This window comes from Virgibacillus salarius, assembly GCF_039521925.1.
Lineage (GTDB): Bacteria > Bacillota > Bacilli > Bacillales > Amphibacillaceae > Virgibacillus > Virgibacillus salarius.
In genome coordinates this window covers 12,592-31,074 of the sequence record NZ_BAAACY010000056.1, presented here as the reverse complement: position 1 = coordinate 31,074, position 18,483 = coordinate 12,592, and the positions used below count along the sequence as shown (strand labels likewise).

General features: G+C 37.5%; 17 protein-coding genes. All 17 read right to left on the bottom strand.

Annotated features, from left to right (window positions below; all coding sequences use genetic code 11):
* Positions 1-351: 351 nt before the first annotated feature.
* On the bottom strand, positions 352-1,911 hold the full coding sequence (locus tag ABDZ84_RS08185; RefSeq protein WP_026680475.1) for a lipopolysaccharide biosynthesis protein: 1,560 nt from the start codon (positions 1,909-1,911) through the stop codon (positions 352-354).
* Between the two features lie 16 nt (positions 1,912-1,927).
* Positions 1,928-3,193: a hypothetical protein gene (locus ABDZ84_RS08180; RefSeq protein WP_026680474.1), complete on the bottom strand. Its 1,266-nt coding sequence runs from the start codon at positions 3,191-3,193 to the stop codon at positions 1,928-1,930.
* Entirely contained in the window at positions 3,190-4,200 is a 1,011-nt protein-coding gene (locus ABDZ84_RS08175) for a polysaccharide pyruvyl transferase family protein (RefSeq protein WP_343780976.1), read from the bottom strand. Before ABDZ84_RS08175 ends, ABDZ84_RS08180 begins: the two co-directional genes overlap by 4 nt.
* Before the next feature lie 6 nt (positions 4,201-4,206).
* Positions 4,207-5,418 carry a glycosyltransferase gene (locus tag ABDZ84_RS08170; RefSeq protein ID WP_343780973.1) on the bottom strand — a complete coding sequence of 404 codons (1,212 nt, stop codon included), beginning with the start codon at positions 5,416-5,418 and terminating at the stop codon, positions 4,207-4,209.
* Complete coding sequence (locus tag ABDZ84_RS08165; RefSeq protein WP_343780970.1) at positions 5,387-6,544, bottom strand: glycosyltransferase family 1 protein; 1,158 nt, start codon at positions 6,542-6,544, stop codon at positions 5,387-5,389. Before ABDZ84_RS08165 ends, ABDZ84_RS08170 begins: the two co-directional genes overlap by 32 nt.
* A gap of 37 nt (positions 6,545-6,581) precedes the next feature.
* On the bottom strand, positions 6,582-6,923 hold the full coding sequence (locus ABDZ84_RS08160) for a helix-turn-helix domain-containing protein (RefSeq protein WP_121604218.1): 342 nt from the start codon (positions 6,921-6,923) through the stop codon (positions 6,582-6,584).
* A 3-nt stretch (positions 6,924-6,926) separates the two neighbouring features.
* Positions 6,927-8,147, bottom strand: a complete 1,221-nt coding sequence (locus ABDZ84_RS08155; RefSeq protein WP_343780965.1) for a DegT/DnrJ/EryC1/StrS family aminotransferase — start codon at positions 8,145-8,147, stop codon at positions 6,927-6,929.
* Complete coding sequence (locus ABDZ84_RS08150; protein ID WP_258469499.1) at positions 8,098-8,799, bottom strand: acetyltransferase; 702 nt, start codon at positions 8,797-8,799, stop codon at positions 8,098-8,100. Before ABDZ84_RS08150 ends, ABDZ84_RS08155 begins: the two co-directional genes overlap by 50 nt.
* Positions 8,777-9,376, bottom strand: coding sequence for a sugar transferase (locus ABDZ84_RS08145; RefSeq protein WP_026680469.1), 600 nt, complete (start codon positions 9,374-9,376; stop codon positions 8,777-8,779). The genes ABDZ84_RS08150 and ABDZ84_RS08145 overlap by 23 nt, the downstream gene beginning before the upstream one ends.
* Before the next feature lie 322 nt (positions 9,377-9,698).
* On the bottom strand, positions 9,699-9,914 hold the full coding sequence (locus tag ABDZ84_RS08140) for a hypothetical protein (RefSeq protein ID WP_121604221.1): 216 nt from the start codon (positions 9,912-9,914) through the stop codon (positions 9,699-9,701).
* A gap of 364 nt (positions 9,915-10,278) precedes the next feature.
* Positions 10,279-11,346, bottom strand: a complete 1,068-nt coding sequence (gene galE / locus ABDZ84_RS08135; RefSeq protein WP_281949789.1) for a UDP-glucose 4-epimerase GalE — start codon at positions 11,344-11,346, stop codon at positions 10,279-10,281.
* Positions 11,343-12,440 (bottom strand): EpsG family protein, encoded by a 1,098-nt coding sequence (locus tag ABDZ84_RS08130; protein WP_281949788.1) that lies wholly within the window; start codon positions 12,438-12,440, stop codon positions 11,343-11,345. Before ABDZ84_RS08130 ends, galE begins: the two co-directional genes overlap by 4 nt.
* A 31-nt stretch (positions 12,441-12,471) precedes the next feature.
* Complete coding sequence (locus ABDZ84_RS08125) at positions 12,472-13,374, bottom strand: glycosyltransferase family 2 protein (RefSeq protein WP_281949787.1); 903 nt, start codon at positions 13,372-13,374, stop codon at positions 12,472-12,474.
* Positions 13,371-14,489: a glycosyltransferase family 1 protein gene (locus ABDZ84_RS08120; RefSeq protein ID WP_343780958.1), complete on the bottom strand. Its 1,119-nt coding sequence runs from the start codon at positions 14,487-14,489 to the stop codon at positions 13,371-13,373. The genes ABDZ84_RS08125 and ABDZ84_RS08120 overlap by 4 nt, the downstream gene beginning before the upstream one ends.
* Positions 14,474-15,628, bottom strand: coding sequence for a glycosyltransferase family 4 protein (locus ABDZ84_RS08115; RefSeq protein WP_343780955.1), 1,155 nt, complete (start codon positions 15,626-15,628; stop codon positions 14,474-14,476). The genes ABDZ84_RS08120 and ABDZ84_RS08115 overlap by 16 nt, the downstream gene beginning before the upstream one ends.
* Before the next feature lie 24 nt (positions 15,629-15,652).
* Positions 15,653-16,531, bottom strand: a complete 879-nt coding sequence (gene galU, locus ABDZ84_RS08110) for a UTP--glucose-1-phosphate uridylyltransferase GalU (protein WP_343780952.1) — start codon at positions 16,529-16,531, stop codon at positions 15,653-15,655.
* A 23-nt stretch (positions 16,532-16,554) separates the two neighbouring features.
* A complete protein-coding gene (locus ABDZ84_RS08105) occupies positions 16,555-18,381 on the bottom strand; it encodes a polysaccharide biosynthesis protein (RefSeq protein WP_281949786.1) in 1,827 nt (608 codons plus the stop codon).
* Positions 18,382-18,483 lie beyond the last annotated feature (102 nt).

Genomic DNA, 18,483 nt, shown 5'->3' with positions numbered 1-18,483 from the left:
ATCAGGCTCTACAACGCTAGCATGAAGTAACACAGCTGCTTTTATACTCACGGATAACGATTTTCACTTTCCCCATTGTAAAAAAAGTCAACCTATTACTTATGACAAGAATTGTTGCACCTTCTCATAGCGGAGACGAATTACGTAGACTCCTGCGGGATTAGCGCGAGCCGAAAATCCACTTTGCAACGTGTTCTTCTTTGCAAAGTTAGTTGAGGCCGTGCCCACGGAAAGCGAAGTAATTCGTCGGAGCATTGCCAATAGACATCAAACATTTCAAAATAACTACTTGGCTTAACGCAGTCATTGCACTGATTTTATACTTTCTTAACTTATAAGAAAAACAAGCGATTATTTATGAGAAAAGGTTTTCTCTACTACTGGGTGCTTCATGAGTTTCGTGCTTACGATTCGTTTAGCAACATGATAGAGATAGTTAAACTCTTCTGTCTTTCGAAACAACAGATAAAACAATACATTGGGAATGATTATGCATATAGTACCTCTGAATAAAATTGTCCACATGGTATATGTGGTGAAAAAGCTTCTGGCAATAAAATCCGTTATGATAGCAGCTATAACAACAATTAAGGTATACACCATATATCGTATAAAGTGGAAGCGAACTGGTTGAAAAAAAACATACCTAAAAAGGATATATGGATCATACCAAAAATAAACGCTCCATCTACTTATAACCGTTCCTATGAACACTCCCGCCAAGCCAATTTCCTTTGCTAGTATAATGGACACTAAAATATTTATTCCTGCTGCTATAATCGGTCGATATTTTCCCTTCCTAAATAAACCCGTCGTTTCTCTAAACGTAGTAGTCGCATTTTGCATACCCGCCGTAAAAAAGTTTAAGATTATGGCAAATACGATAAACATATTTAATACGTACTCATCGCCTAACCAAACGGTAATAAACGGATTAAATAAATTCCAAAGACAAATAGCACAGAAGCCAAATATCCAGAAATTAGTAAAGCGAATAACACGAAATATAAAATACTTCTTTTCCGCACTTTCTTCAACATGTAAGTTACCAACACTTGCTGTTATCGAGTGAAATAAATAGCCTAAAAGCGTAGTAATCGTGCTAATAATTAATAAATAATTGGCATACATCCCTACAAAGGCGATACCGGCAAAAACGGATATAATGATATTGTCTGCACCATGAATAACAACACCGCTAATCTTATATAAAAAGAGAGCATACAAATTACTAAAAAATTGTTTTCTATCTTTTTTCGGTAGCGTTGCATGTGCTCCTTCCATCAAAAATGGATACAATTGATTCGCTTTACGTGCTATATAAACATTCTCCATTACTCGGAAAGCGACCTGTGTAGAAAGAACGACAATATAATTTTTAGTTGTTAATAGTAATACAATCAAACATAGATTAGTCATAACGATAAACACACTGTGTATCTTTGATATTATATGATGTCGTTGATCTGCAATAATAATTGCTTGCTTATGCACAAAATAATAGGACATAACAGATTGCAATAAAAATAACAGATAGATTGCATTCAAATGATCAATTCGTGTATCACCATTTAGTAGGTATGGCAGAAATGGTAATAGTAATAGTCCGATGACACAAACAGCAGCGCCGATGATTCTATATGCCTTTTTAAATAGATTCATGTACGCTTGAATTTTGATCGTATCCTTTTCTGCCAACGGTTTATATAAGCTATAGATCATAGCAGTATCAAAGCCTAAATTCGTTAGTGATAAAATTAAGAGAACACTGCTGAACAGCCCTTCAACACCTACGTATTCGATACCAAGCGTATAAATAAAAACGGTGCGAACAATCATCCCCATGATCAGACTAATTACTTGTCCTGAAACCCCAAAGAACATGTTTCTAATTGAGTTTTCGATTCTCATATAAACGCCTTCTACTTTATAAATTTTGCATTCGTATTCGATTTAACCGAGTGCGTACTCTGCGAATAATTATTGGGACGAACTTTGTTAGCCTGTATTTTAAAAGTGCTTTTTTTCTTTCAGCAGCAAAATCGTACATTACGAACCAAGCCACTAATTCCTGATCCATAATTTTTTCCTGATTCTCTTTCATTCTGTCTTTAGATAGGTTCCACTGCATGATTCGCGCCGGTGTAAAATACTTCACGTTATCCTTTAAAAAATCGCTTATATGTTGAGATAGACTTCCTGTTATAGGAAATCCGAAATCACTTGGATCGCTACCCTCCGCAACAATACCAACTATTGTACGAACACATTTCTCGCAATGACAGCAATTTTTTTCATTTAAAAAACAGACCCTGAGGTTCACATCCGTTTCCTTGTTTGCGTAATAGTCTACAACTAATTTCACTTTTTCCTGCCGATTTATCTCATAACCGTCATGAAACACATGTCCCGAAGCAAATTTTATCTCATTATCAATCGTTGGATCCGATGCACACTTTGCCCTATATCCTCTAAAATAAGAGCTAGCAATGTATATACAGTTGATTTTCTCTTTATAGGCGATCGGGATAGCCGCAGAAATAATAGCTAAACTATGATGTAAGCCATGCCACCAAGAATCACCAAGTTTCTTCAGAAAATGTCTATCAATTTCTTGAGCGCTGATAAATGTCCCATAATTGGAATGAATAAGAATGTTATCAAGGTTATGTTCACAAGCAAATCGAGTCACGTGTTTTTCATCGGCATCCCATACCTTACTTCGTTGTACGGAATGCTGATGCCATCCATATTCAGTAATAAGTAAGGGCTTCTTTTCCTTGATCCGAATAAAGGTAGCAAGTGCATCAAGCCCCCCACTAAATAACTGAGCAGCTTCATGTTCAGGGGTATAGCTATTCTCTATGAGGTGATCCACATGTATTTCACCTGAAAAAATTACATCTGGGTACATTCGCTGATAGGCTTTCTTGATGTTGGCAAGGCAATCATAAAAGGATTTATCCAATTCAGAAACATAGATGGATGAATTGGTTATCCAAGCAAGTGGTGCGGTGTTCGCAACAAATGGAATAGCTGCTACACTAACCGGGACATCTTTCAAATCATCATTATATTGAAAAAAGAGATGATTACCTTGTTGAAAATACCGTTGGAGTTTCTTGTCTACACGAAACGAAATATCAATCCTTTTTCCATTCACTGCAACATCATCGAGTATAATAGCTTTCATTGAGCACCTCTAAATGACAATTCGATATCGGACGTATTCACTTGCCTAAATTGTTGCAGCCACGTATTTATTCGCTTGAGATCTAGCTTTACATCAGTTGTAATCGCGGAATGTATGGCGGTTTCTAATTGACTCATTTCTCTCCTGTCTAGTTGATTAAGGTTATATGTCTCTCCCATGCCTCGCGCCCTTTCATCAATACCAATAATAATAGCTCGCTTTTTATGTCTCATTGCATAAATTCCTCCATGTAAACGTGTACCGATATAATCAATATCCTGAGACAATATTTTTTCATACGCCGCTAACGTTGGAGAAACAATCTGAATCCCTTGTATATTATCGAGTGTATGAAAGTAATGCAGATCCTCTTTATCTTGAATCCAGAAATAGATCTTTTCATAATTTTTTTGTAAGACATTTATTAATAACTGATCGCATTCTTTATGTCTCGCATGAAAAGTAAGTGTAAAAACCACCGATGTAGCTTTATGTTTCGGAATTTGCAAACAAAAATCTGGCGTGAGTGACCATAATGTCGCACAGCCAGTATTAATTGCCTTCAGCCCCATATCTTCTACGAAACTTTTTGTTCGTTCGTCTCTAACACTATGAATATAGTCATGCGATAATACTTTTTTATAAAGCATTTTTGTATATCGCTTTATTTTAGTTCCTTTTCCTGCACCAACTCCAACCAAAATACTTCCTTTTAAAGGTTGATAATTAAATAGATTAATATTCCATTGTGGAAAATGGGTTAGCATATCCATTGTCAGTAAATTGGATCCTCCGACAAATTTGTATTTCGCATTACTATATAGTTTTACACGGTTAGAGCCTCTAACCACTTGATACCAATGAAATGGAGCTAAATGCGTTGGTAAGGTAAGTACGTAATCCTCCTTTGTAATTTCCGTTAAGTGCTCTCTCACACACTTCATAATAATGTCATCACCCTTATTCAGAGACCCTACAGATGTATCTAATAATACAATATTATCCATTAAAGACTATGACCTCCCTGCGACTTCTTGTTCAAATGTCTGATATAGCTTTTTGATTTCTAATTTATTGCTATAATCTAATTGCTTGGTATTCTCTGCTAGTCTATTTCGGTAGGATGTATGATGAATCAGCTGCTTGATGCCGGTAACCAAACCATCAATTCCGAGAGCACAAATGCATCCATCTACGTTATGCTTAAGCTGACTTGCAGCGGTTGGATAATTGGTAATTAGAACTGGTTTTGCTAAAATTTGCGCTTCTGTTACTGTCACTGCTTTTCCTTCATATCTGGAAGGTTGCACGTAAAGATCTGCTGCTTTCATAAAGGGATACGGATTGACTTTTTTCCCTAATAAGAAAAAATGATCTTGTAGGTGATTGTTGGCGATCAATCGATACAGCATTTGCTCATCTCCACCATAGCCAACAACGTACCAAGCAAGGTTTTTATAACCACTATCTATTATTTGCTTTAATGCTTTTATCGCCATATCAATCCCTTTCGCATGAGATAAACGTGCAACCGTTACGATCTTAAATCTAGTATCGTTTAGCATCGGATTTTCTACTTCTTTTGTTGCCATCTTCCTAACAAACATAGGTGATATCATATTCTCTACTACTTTTACATCAAGTCCTTTATATACGTTTAAAAAAGCCTCTCTGCATGCCTCCGAAACCGCAATAATCGAGTCGAATTTAGCCCACATATCGTAATCCATTTCTTTATCAACCTGCACTGTTGAATAATCTGTATGTATCCAAGCGATTTTATGATGTGCTTCCACCTTTTCAGCAACAAAATAATGGGGCCATAAATAACTAATTGCAACATCATACTGCTCTTTTATAGTCGGTAGCATCGGCAAGGTATATTTCCACATGAGCTGCGATTGATAATAGCCTGGCTCCGAAGCTTTTAATTTAAAACCGTTTATTTGTGCATGTAGCTTCGCCCTTATTCTGGAAAAACCTATCTGGTAATGCCGTTCTTTTATAACGGTTGGAATGGACTTACGAAATGTCGTATACGCTGGTATTTCAGTTAATATATTTACGTTATGTGGAACGAGCTTCAAAAATTCCCCCTGCTGCCTATACAGCATTAAATCGACATGGTACGTATCGTAATCTAGATTTTCAAGTAAGCTAAGGAGACTCCTTTCTACCCCACCAACCTCCATATCAAAGGAGGCGATAAATATTTTTTTCTTCATATACACCACCGCTATCGGATATATAAATGCCCATCAGCTTTGCAATAGCTAGGGAAACCGAATATCCATTTTTTTCGAAAGCAGCTTTCACTTTCATCGTATTCTTTTCTCTCTTATACACCATGTTCATAATTTTATCTGCCCAATATTGTGGCCCTTCCTGCAAAGAAATTCTCGAGATTAGTCCTAATTTAAGGTCTGCCTCCGGTTGAATGGCTTCGGAAACGATACATGGTAAGCCACTCGCTTGTGCCTCTAGTAACACAAGACCCAGCCCTTCATAAATGGATGGAAATAGAAATACATCCATTGTATGCAGAATAGTAGGAATATCCGTGCGAAGTCCTAAAAAACGAATATTCTGATCAAGCTTTTCTTGTTTAGCAGTTTCCTGAAGCTCTTTTTGTAACTTACCTTCCCCAACAAGAATTAGCATGACTGTAGGATCTTTTTGTCTACAAGCTTTTAGGATTTCCAGTAGAAATCGATGATTTTTAGCTGCGATGAATCTACCAATGTGACCAATAATCCGCTGATTCGATAACCCTTCCTCCCTCTTAAATTGTTCTACCTGCTTGTGATCCTTATACAAAAAATGCGTATACTCAATTGCATTGGGAAAATAGGCATACGTTTGTTTCGATAGCCCTCTTCGGCCGAATAGATAGTGACCAGCATGATTACTACATGCTAATAAATGCGTGGAAAATAGCTGAATGAGCAATCGCATCATGGGCTTATAGGCTTTTCTAATGATACTGTTGCCTTCATCCTTCGTCGTATGTGCATGCGATATTCTTCGCTTAACACCAGCTAGATAACCGGCTGTCATAGCAACCCCGCAGTGAAATAGCGTATGTGCGTGGATGGCCGCATATGGGCCATAGTGCTTGATAGCATGATAGATCTCACGAATTGAATTTGTCTTTGTAAGCGTAATAACGCTACCACCTAAACTTCTAATTTCCTGATCATAATCCGCTTCTTCACTACTGTAAGATATAAAATCGAATTGTATTTGTTGATGGTTTAGTCTTCGATAGATATTCATAAGCAATGTTTCTGTTCCACCACGATTCATTGCACCAACCACATGTAATACTCTAATCGGCTTCTTCTGTTTCATTTATGATCTCCTTTGTAAATTTAAACAGTTCTTCTTATTAGCCTAAATCATCTTTCTCCTTTTGCCACTTTGCAAATTCAATCACTGCGCGATATTCATGAAGTTGCCCCTTGTCAATGCCTGTTCTCTTTAGTTCATTTACAAAATCTATCCACTCATGCTCTGGCAATTTTGCATCTTTATCATCTAAGCCTAATATCGTTCGGAGATCGACATCCAACACAGCTGCGATTTTCTCTAATATTTGGATCGATGGATTATGATTGACATTCCTTTCCATACTGCTTAAATAAGATTTCGATATATTTGCACGTTGTGCGCATTCTGTTAAACTAATTCCCTTTTTTTTACGAATACGTTTAATATTTTTTCCCAACATCTCCTATACCTCGCGTTTTCCTATAATAAAAAAACTCCCATTTGGGAGAGAACGCTTAAACGCCTTTCGAATACAAGTAATAACTCGAAACTGCTGCTCTTCCGTTAAGTTTGACCCAGAAGGAAGACAAATCCCTGTTTGAAACAATTGTTCGGCTACGTGAAGGTTTTCTTGATGTGGATAGTACGTAGCATCGTAAAAAAGTGGCTGTAAATGAAGAGGCTTCCAAACTGGTCGTGCTTCTATATTTGCTTCTTCTAAGGTCCTTAACACCTCGTCTGCTGTTGTGTTCGTAGCCTCTGGACTAACGGTAAACGTAGTCAGCCAACGATTGGATCTTGTGTTTTTTAGCTCTTGCATAAATTGAATACCTGGTAAATCTCCTAATAATCGTTCATACCTATCGAACACCTGCCTTCTTGCAGCAACACGTTCCTCCAACACACGTAATTGTGACCTACCAATCCCAGCTACAATATTACTCATTCGGTAATTAAATCCGATTTCGCTATGTTGATAATGTCGTGCTTGATCGCGAGCCTGCGTCGCAAGAAAACGCGCTCGTTGTATAGATTCAACATCGTTTGAGATGAGCATCCCCCCTCCGGATGTAGTAATAATTTTATTTCCATTAAATGAGTAAATTCCATACTTGCCAAACGTACCGGAAGCCTTGTTTTTATAGGTGGTACCTAGGGACTCCGCTGCATCTTCTATGATAGGGACTTCATAGGCATTACAAATCTGTACGATGGCATCCATTTGGGAGCTTTGTCCATAGAGATGAACAACAATAACTGCTTTCGGAAGCTTTCCCCGTAAGACAGCATCCTCCATTGCCCGCTTTAAAGCTTGCGGTGACATATTCCAGGAATCAGGCTCTGAATCTATAAAAACCGGTTCTGCCCCTTGATATAAAATGGGATTAGCGCTAGCAACAAATGTTAACGTAGAGCAAAACACCGTATCTCCTCTCGTAACATTCATCAAACACAGCGCTAGATGAATAGCGGCCGTTCCCGAGCTTAGCGCAACCGCATCCTTAACACCTACTCGCTCAGCCATCTCTTGCTCAAACCTATCTACATTTGGGCCAAGTGGGGCAATCCAATTCATCTCAAACGCCGCTTCTATATATTCCATTTCTGTACCACTCATATGTGGCAAGGATAGATTAATTCTTGGCTCTGTCAATAAGCTCACCCTCTTTTTTCGTTTTATCATTATTGACGAATCTATCTATAATTCGTGTAGGGGAACCAACAGCTTTACTATAGGCTGGGATATGCTCAATAACGGTAGACCCTGCACCAATAATAGACCATTTTCCTAGATGCTTTCCTGGTATGATAGTAGCTGATGAACCAACATGAACTCCCTCACCCGTGCTTACATTCCCCGCTAATGTTGCATTTGGTGAAACATGCGAATAATCACCTATTGTACTATCGTGCTCTACAATTGCTGATGTGTTGATAATCGAGTACATTCCTACTTCAGCATTCGCATTGATTATCGCATGAGGCATAATTACTGATCCAAACCCAATGGTAGCAGATTTACTCACTATAGCTGACGGGTGAGCTATGGATAGATAATGCTTTGGTAACAATGGTAGTTGCTCCACAATTTCCTTTCTCACTTTATTGTCACCAATAGCAATAACCACCTTAGTTCCTTTACGTAAAAGCTTTATAAGATAAGATACGGGTGCATGAATGACACCTTCTATCTGAAATCCACGTTCATACTTATCATCTAAAATAGCTACAACATGATAATTTTCCTTAGCAAATACCATCTCTTGTACAACCTTGCTATGTCCACCATCTCCTATGATAATGATCCGCATCTTATTGGGCTTCTTTCGTGCCATGAAACTTTGTCATTGTTGCTGAACCCTGTTGAGTTATCCCTTCCCTTTTAAGCACTTTAATAAAAGTTAAAACTAAGATTCTACTATCTAATAGGAGATTTTGATTTTTTGCATACCAAATATCTAATTTAAATTTTTCCTCCCACGTAATTGCATTTCTTCCATTTACTTGAGCCCACCCTGTTATGCCAGGTTTCACCGTATGACGAAGTAACTGCTCTTCGTTATATAATGGAAGGTATTCCATCAGTAGTGGTCGAGGACCAACAATACTCATCTCACCTTTTAGCACATTAATAAATTGTGGAAGTTCATCTAAGCTGTATTTTCTTATCCACTTACCCAAAGCTGTTAAACGTTCTTCATCTGTTAATAGGACGCCATTTTTCTCCTTTTCATTTATCATCGTTCTGAGCTTATACAGCTGAAACGGTTTATGATGCAAACCAGGGCGTTGTTGTTTAAAAATAATAGGACTTCCCAATTGCAGCCTGACCCCCCCAGCAACGATAAGGAAAATAGGAGAAAATAAAATAAGGATACTAATGGACAAAAAAACATCAACCAATCGTTTCATATATTTACTCCTTTCTATGAAGCGTTTCCCTTATAAAAACTGCCGTATACACGAACAAAAGCGCTAGCGCCTGATTAGAAACGTAGCAACGAAGTGAGTCGACAGAGATAAAGGAATCACAGTGAGCTTACGAACCGATGATGACTTATCGTAGAAGGATTCGTGAACTCGCCTAGTTTCCGGGCGCTGGAGCTGAACGCGGCTCAACACGCCCATATTTATCCACAAGGCAGATCCCTCATTTCCTAGACTAGAAAAACGGAGCAAAATTCGCTCAGTCCTTATCACTAAATGCTCAGATTTACGCTTTCTATAATAGCTATTATGGAATAATAGCTACTGCTTGCTTGACCACCACTCCGACTGCCCACTTCCCTTTCCGTGGGGTTTGTCCTTCAGCTAACTTTTTTAGCAAAACCCGCTCAAAAAAGTGGATCTTCAGGTCAAACATTTCCCACAGGAGTTGAAGTGGCCGGCCTTCGCTATTATCAGGCTCTACAACGCTAGCATGAAGTAACACAGCTGCTTTTATACTCACGGATAACGATTTTCACTTTACCCATTGGAAAAAAAGTCAACCTATTACTTATGACAAGAATTGTTGCACCTTCGCATAGCGGAGACGAATTACGTAGACTCCTGCGGGATTAGCGCGAGCCGAAAATCCACTTTGCAACGTCTTCTTTGCAAAGTTAGTTGAGGCCGTGCCCGCGGAAAGCGAAGTAATTAGTCGGATCATTGCCAATAGACATCAACCATTTCAAAATAACTACTTGGCTTAACGCAGTCATTACACTGATTTTATACTTTCTTACACTACAAAAAAGCGCTGAGAGCGCTTTTTTAAGGCTTCTTTTAATTGAGTAGAAGAGGAGAAGCATAATAAAGTTGGATAAAAGCCATTAAAAAATCCCTGCATTTTTTATCAGGGATACATTCGTTTTATTCCGTTTTGTTACTTCTTCATAGCCATTTAGATTAGTAGATTGCCATCTCCACGTATCCTTACACATAGCGTCAATTCCTCTGGTTGCTTGCCACCCAAGTTGTTCTTTTGCTTTTGAGCAATTTGCATAACAAATGGCTGCATCCCCAGATCTTCGTGCTTCTATCGTATAAGGAATAGCTCTACCAGTAGCTTTTTCAAATGCAGCTATTACTTCTAGTACACTGTATCCTCTACCAGTACCAAGATTAAACGTATTTATACCTGTGGAGGATTGTACGTTTTCTAGTGCACTTAAATGACCAATAGCTAAGTCAACCACATGAATATAATCTCTTATTCCTGTCCCATCTTTCGTAGGATAATCATTTCCAAATACATGAAGCTTATCTAACTTTCCCACAGCAACCTGTGAAATATAAGGAAGTAGGTTATTCGGTATACCATTTGGATCCTCTCCTATCAAGCCACTAGTATGCGCACCAATTGGATTAAAATAGCGCAATAAGGCTATACTCCAACGTTGATCTGAAAAGTATAAGTCTTGCAGCATTCCCTCAATTATTTGTTTCGTACGTCCGTAAGGGTTTACTGGCTTCAGCTCCGTATTCTCATCAATCGGAACTTGATTTACAGCACCATATACTGTGGCCGAGGAACTAAACACCAATTTATTGACCCCATACTCACGCATAACCTCACATAAAATGACGGTGCTATGGACATTATTACGGTAATATTTAAGCGGGAATGAAACAGACTCACCCACTGCTTTATAACCAGCAAAATGCATGACCGCCTCTATATTATGCTTAGCGAATACCTCTCTAACACTCGCTTTATCTAATAAACGGATAGGATATGCTTTCACTTGCTTACCAGTAATTTCCGTTATCCGCTTTAATACATTTGGATTACTATTTTCAAAGCTATCCATAATAACGATGTCATAACCTTTATTAAGTAGCTCCACACAGGTATGACTACCGATATATCCAGCCCCTCCAGTAACGAGAATGGTCATTTTTCTCCCCCTTTCGTGTTCCATACAAGGTAATCACTTTCATATAAAATTTGTAGGCTTATTACATTTTCATAATAATAATAAGCGAAGTAGCAAATTAAAATTCCAAAGTAGATAAATTTTTGGTCCTTTTCACGAAATAGCTTTACAATCCATGAAATAAGAATTAACTGATATAACTCAAAATAAATGGAAATTCTAGCGAATATCCAATTCTGCGTAGATATCAACATAAAAATAAATCCTAATAGCGACATATTTACAATATAATCACTATTTGGAGTTAATTCCCTTAATTTATTCCTACCTAGAAAAGCAATAAATAAAGGCACCGCACCTACCGCAACCCGCAGGATATTCGACCCACCTTCCTCAAAGCCTTTATAGTGACCATATTGGGTATCCTCTAGTGCTGAAAATAATAGTGCTGAGAATTGTTCAAATCCAACTACGATGACTAAAGATAACGCAATTAATACAAGCGTCGCTTTGGACCATGCCTTAAATCGCACTAAAAAATATATAGGTAATAGAATAAGTGCGCTTTGATGAAACAAGGAAGCCAAACAAATAATCAATGCATATTTTATAAAACTTCCTTCCGTTACATATTTTATTGCTGTGAAAGCAATTGCAGCAGCTAATACTTGCCGTATGCCGTTCATAGATACAAGGAATAAACCACCTGTGATGTAGACATACAAACTAAGCTCTAGCATTCTTGAATAATGGTATAAAACAAAAATGATGAATACATTTGTGATAAGAGCTGTTGTAAAAATCAAGATTTGTGGATCTTCTGAAATAAAATTTTTTAATAGCATTTGTAGCAAACCAAAACCGATATCCTTTTGCGCTATTACTGTATCCCATGTAAAATTATTAAGCTCATAGGAATATTTATAAAAAAAGGTATCTCCAATATTAGATCGTAGTCCGGAGATGACTACAAGAGATACTAATGAAGCAAAAACAAGTAATTTATTTGGCCGAATCGCATCAACTATGCCTGAAGCGGTAATTGGTGTTGCCACATATCGGGCTAAAAAAGAAAATGAGAAAACGAGTATAAGGTTAAACCAAAGCAAGGCCATATGATTTTTCCTTTCGGCATAAAGTAAATCTTTATTGGGCTGAGGTCATTGTGGTAATAGTCGATCTAAACTTAATATATAAGAACAATAAAAAGCCAAGTGGTATAGCTAATATTGTAAGTGTTTTTACTGGTGTCTCTTTGAGAAATGAACGATTATTACTTAGCATACTGCTTGATACATAGTGGATAGCCTGCCTAAACTTAAAAGCAGTACTAGCGAACGGTAACTGCATTAGCTCTTTACGATAAAAGGAAAAGCCCTTTGGGTTATTTCGATACTGATTTATCATATTATAAGAAGAACCATCAGGTAGATATTCTACATGGCATAGTACTTGATTCATTAATAACATCTCATAATCCCTATCTAGCATAAAATATTTATATGCTAGTCCTACATAGTTTTCATTTTCAAATAGTGGATAGTTATACTTCCGCGTTAATGCTGTTCGATAGACAAGCTTCTTATCCCCTTTAACACCATATCTGTGATAAAGATTAAATAATGTTGATTGGCTGACGTGCTGTGGTAACGGAGTGCCAATAATCTTATTATGCTTATCTGCATCCAGGCCAATAATTCCACTAACTTGTTCACTGCCATAGTCATCCCAAAATGTTAGAATCTTTTCAACAGCATCCGTTGGCATATAATCATCTGAATCGATACAAACATTTAATTCTGTTTGGATGCGTTCATAGGCAGTGTTATGTGCACCATGCATCCCTTTGTTTGGCTGCCAACAATAATCAATTTGTATCACATCTTCTTCTTTCCACTTTTCTACTAATTCCCACGTATGATCCGTCGAACCGTCGTCCACAATTAACCATATAAAATCTTCAGAGGTTTGTGCTTTTAAGCTTTCGTAACAATGGTGAAGACAATAGGCTCTATTATACGTGGGAGTAAATATCGTTATACGTTTCATACAATCTCCTCTCGTAAATTGATGTAAGCGTCTTGGGTTTCACGTGCGGTTTTTCGTATATCATATCCCCTTTGCGACACTGCATCTTCATACATATAACGAGTGAAGGCAGCTTTATGACATTTCATTATCTGCTTGATCCAACGATCCTTAGCATTAAGTTCTATATATTCTATAAGACCGAATCCCATATCCACTTCTTTCGTAATCGTATTAGCAATGATGCAGGGTAAACCTGCAGTTTGCGCTTCAATCAATGTAACCGGTAACCCCTCATGTAAAGATGGAAAGATAAACGTATCAAACGCCTGTAATAAAAGATGTATATCCTTTCGTATACCAAGTAAACGCACATGACTTTCAAGATTCAACTCACTAATTCTTTTTTTCACTTTTGATTTTAATGGTCCATCCCCAACTAATAATAGGACGGTATTAGGTATTTCACGTTGTATTTCCTTAAATAATTCTAGTAAATATAGATGATTTTTTTGTCGTGTAAACCTTCCAACATGACCTATTACAAATGTATTTTCTGATATACGCAGCTTTTCCCGCATATCGTTGCGTAACTGCTGAGAAAATTGAAATTTATCTGCTTCAATGCCGTTCTTTAGAATAAAAGCTTGCTGTGCCTTATTTTTAAACAACCAATTTGCTGCAGCTTGAGAACATGCATAATAATGGGTAGCACTCTGTGTAATAAAGCTGCCTGCAAAGCTCTTGTATAGTTTTGTAGCTAGACTTCCTTCACTTTCCGTATTGTGGCTATGGGATATTCGAATGGGTACATTCGCTGCCTTAGCTTCTCGAAGAACGAGTCCACTCATCTTATCGAGGTGGGAATGAACAATGGAATATTCTTGATTTTGTTGAAAAAACTGTCGTAAACCCCGCCTAAATCCATGATGCCCAACATCCGTAATATAAGGGATCCGATGAATACGTCCACCCATCTGCTTAATTGTTGCATCGAATTCACCTTCTCTACACGTTAAAAAATCAAATTGAACCCTTGTTCGGTCCATATTTCGATATAAATTCATCAGTAGCGTTTCTGCTCCCCCTCTGTTCATATTTACGACAACATGAAGGACTCTTAGTGGGCTACCCATATTTTCTCCTCCCCTTCGTTCATATACCTTTTATAAATGCTACGCAACTGCTCTAGTACCAAGCTTTGACTATAATATTGTAAAATTGTATCACGAGCATTTTCACCTAATGATTGCCTTTGTGCTGGTGTTTCAGATAGAAGCTTTATTTGTTGAGCAAGCAATCTAGAATCCATTTGTGGTAGCACGATACCATTTTCATTACACTTGATTAATTCCCTATATCCTCTATTATTCGTAGCGACTATTGGAATACCGCATGCCATTGCCTCCATAATACTTACGGGTAAGCCTTCTCGATAACTGGAACCCAACGCAATATCACAAATAGGCAAGAGGTTATGTACATCCTTTCGAAATCCAAGAAATTGGATAAGATGTTCCACGCCAAGCTTTGTAGCTAACTCCTTACAAAAATGGAATTGATCACCCTCCCCAGCAAGGAGTAGCTTTACATTCGGGAGCTCTTCTTTTAAATAAGCTAAAGCATGGATGAGGAATTGCTGATTTTTATTTTTGTTAAATTCTCCAGCGTGAAATAGTAAAAAGTCATCTGGTTGAAACCCGAATGACTTTTTTTGTATTGCTTTTTTTGCCTGGTCTATCGGGATAAATGTAGCTGGATCAACACCAACACCATTAACCTTGTTGATCTCCCCTGCTTTAAAACCATGCTTCACTGCTAATTGATAGTCCTCATTATTAATTACTATTAAGCTATCCGATAAACGAGCAAGATACTTCTCAATAGGATAATAGATGAGCCAACTTTTCCATGATCCTCCTTTACAAAAATGAAATCCATGTGCTGTATACAAAACCTTCGTCCCTTTCTTTCTTCCCCTCCTTGCCGCCATTCTAGTTAACATACCACCCATAGGTGTATGACAGTGGACGATAGCATACTGTTGTTTCTCGATTAATGATTTTAATTGCTTATAGCCTTTCCAATTTGCTAGACGAAATGGCGATCTGTCAATCTCGATATGATATTTATGATCAACATAAGGTAATTCCATTGAACCTTTAGCAGCAACCTCGACTTGCCAGCCCTGCTCCTTAAACCACTTTAAATATGGCAGATGAAATGCTTTAAAATGATAATCTACGGTTGCACAGAATAAGATTTTCTTTGGCATACTCTATTCACCTTTTCTTAATGACTACCTAGTTAACTCTGTTTCTACTACGGTTGCAAGATAATCTAATAATGGCTTCCTTAAGTTCTCTCGCTGCAATCCAAAAGCAATAATTGTTTGCATAAACCCTAATTGGTCACCAACATCATAACGTTCACCAGCAAATGCATACGCATAAACAGATTCATATGCATTTAGCTTTGCTATGGCATCCGTTAATTGAATTTCCCCTCCTGTACCAGGTTCCTGTGACTTGAGAATTTCGAATATGGCTGGAGTTAAAATATACCTACCTAAAATAGCTAAGGTAGATGGAGCCTCTTGTTGCTTCGGTTTCTCAATTAGATCCTTGACTTGGTACAGATGATTCTCCATTAACTGTCCAGCTACAATCCCATACTTGGATACATCTTCTCGTTTTACATTCTGCACACCAATAACCGGTGACTGGCATTGATAAAATTGATTCAATAATTGCTTTAAACACGGTGTTTCTGCTTTCACAATATCGTCTCCTAATAAAACAGCAAACGGTTCATTACCGATAAACTTACGTGCACACCAGATAGCATGCCCTAAACCTTTGGGTTCTTTTTGCCGTATATAATGAATATCCACGAGTGTTGAAGAACGTTGTACGGCATGTAGCAAGTTGTATTTCTGTTTATTCATAAGACTTTGCTCCAGCTCAAAGGAATGATCAAAATGATCCTCGATAGCCCGCTTTCCTTTCCCTGTTACAATAATGATATCCTCAATCCCTGAAGCAACTGCTTCTTCTACAATATATTGAATAGTAGGTTTATCAACAATTGGTAACATTTCCTTTGGCATCGCCTTTGTAGCAGGTAAAAATCTAGTACCTAGCCCAGCCGCAGGAATAATAGCTTTCCTAACCTTCATATTCTGTTTCCCCCACTCCATTTCTATATGGTGACTACCGATTCAGATTTATGGATTGTCTTACTATTTGCTATCTCTATTAATCGATTCTTTAAAGCGTGTGAATCTAAACTCGTATATGTTGCTAGAATATCTTGAATGCTCTCTATTTGGATCTCTGTCGTTTTCCCAATATAAATTTTTGGATAAATCTGTTGATCTACTATTTCCTGTTCAGTAAGTAGTTCCTCAAACAGCTTTTCCCCCGGCCTAGCTCCGGTATAGGTTATCTCTATATCATCAAGTGTAAAGCCCGAAAGCGTGATTAAATTTTTGGCAAGGTCAACGATTTTAATAGGCTCTCCCATATCTAGTACAAAAATTTCACCCCCATTAGCTAATGCGCCAGCTTGGATAACTAGCCTTGAGGCTTCAGGAATTGTCATGAAATAACGAACCATATCTGGATGTGTTACGGTAACTGGTCCTCCTCTTTCGATTTGCTTTTTAAATAATGGTATAACGCTTCCGCGGCTACCTAATACATTTCCAAACCTAACAGCGACAAACTTTGTATCACTTTTTCTATCCATATCCTGAATAATCATTTCTGCCAGTTTTTTTGACGCCCCCATGACACTAGTTGGATGAACAGCCTTATCTGTTGAAACCATTACAAAAGTAGTCACCTGATGTACGCTGGCAGCTATTGCTACATTCATGGTTCCTATCATATTATTTTTTACAGCTTCTTCTGGATTTTTTTCCATTAATGGTACATGTTTATGGGCTGCAGCATGATAAATAATATCTGGCTTGTGAGTTTTTATCACATCCATCATCTTATCCTTATCTTGAATATCTGCAATAATTGCTGTGATTTCAACTGCATCATGCTGCTTTTTTTCCTTTAACTCCATCTCAATGGTATAAATACTGTTCTCACCATGACCTAGTAGTATTAAATGACTTGGCTGAAATTCTATTAGTTGTCGTGATAATTCCGATCCTATCGATCCACCGGCCCCTGTTACAAGAACCCTCTTTCCTTGAATATTTTTGGAAATACTTTCGATATCTATATCTATCGGTTCTCTTCCCAAGAGATCCTCCACTTCGACATCACGAAATTGATTTACAGAAACTTTCCCCGTAATCAGATCCTCCAGTAAAGGTAAGATCTTTGTTTCTGCTTTAGTTTTAGCACATTCCTGAATAATGGGCTTTAGCTCCTTTTCAGGTAAAGAAGGAATAGCAATAATAATATTATCTACTTTACGTTCTTCAACAACATCGACAATCTCCCTTACGCCACCTATAACAGGAAGTCCTAAAATATCAAGATTTTTCTTTTTGCTATTATCATCAATAAAGCCAATTGGTAGCAATCTACATTCACTATTTTTTAATAATTGTCTTGCAACCATTGTTCCTGCTGATCCGGCACCAACTATCAAAGTTCTCACTTTTGTTGTTCGTCTATTTATAATAGAATCACGGTACAATCGCCAAACTAATCGTGAACCACCAATAAAAAACAAATGTAGCAGCCATGTTATCATTAAAAATTTAAGTCGTATTTCTTGTAATGCAATGAATTGAACGACACCTGTAACGAATGCAACGTAAGTTACAATTTTTAAAAGTAACAATAATTCATTTGTACTTGCATATTCCCATACTTTTTTATAAAGTTTATAAGATAATGAAAAGAAATAATGACTACATAAAATAGCAATCGTACTTATCCATAACAATGTGTTCTCAACATGAATAGGCTCCCCAACTAAAAAACTACTTATAAAAATGGCAGAAAGTACAATACAGGAATCAATGCAGATAAAAAATGATAACCTTTGTCGATATGTCACAAACTTCCCTCCCCTCATACAAACTTTCTTATGTAAATAGATTGGGCATCTAACCCATCCTCACACCACACTATCGACGACTAGCGTCTAAGGTTTGACAAC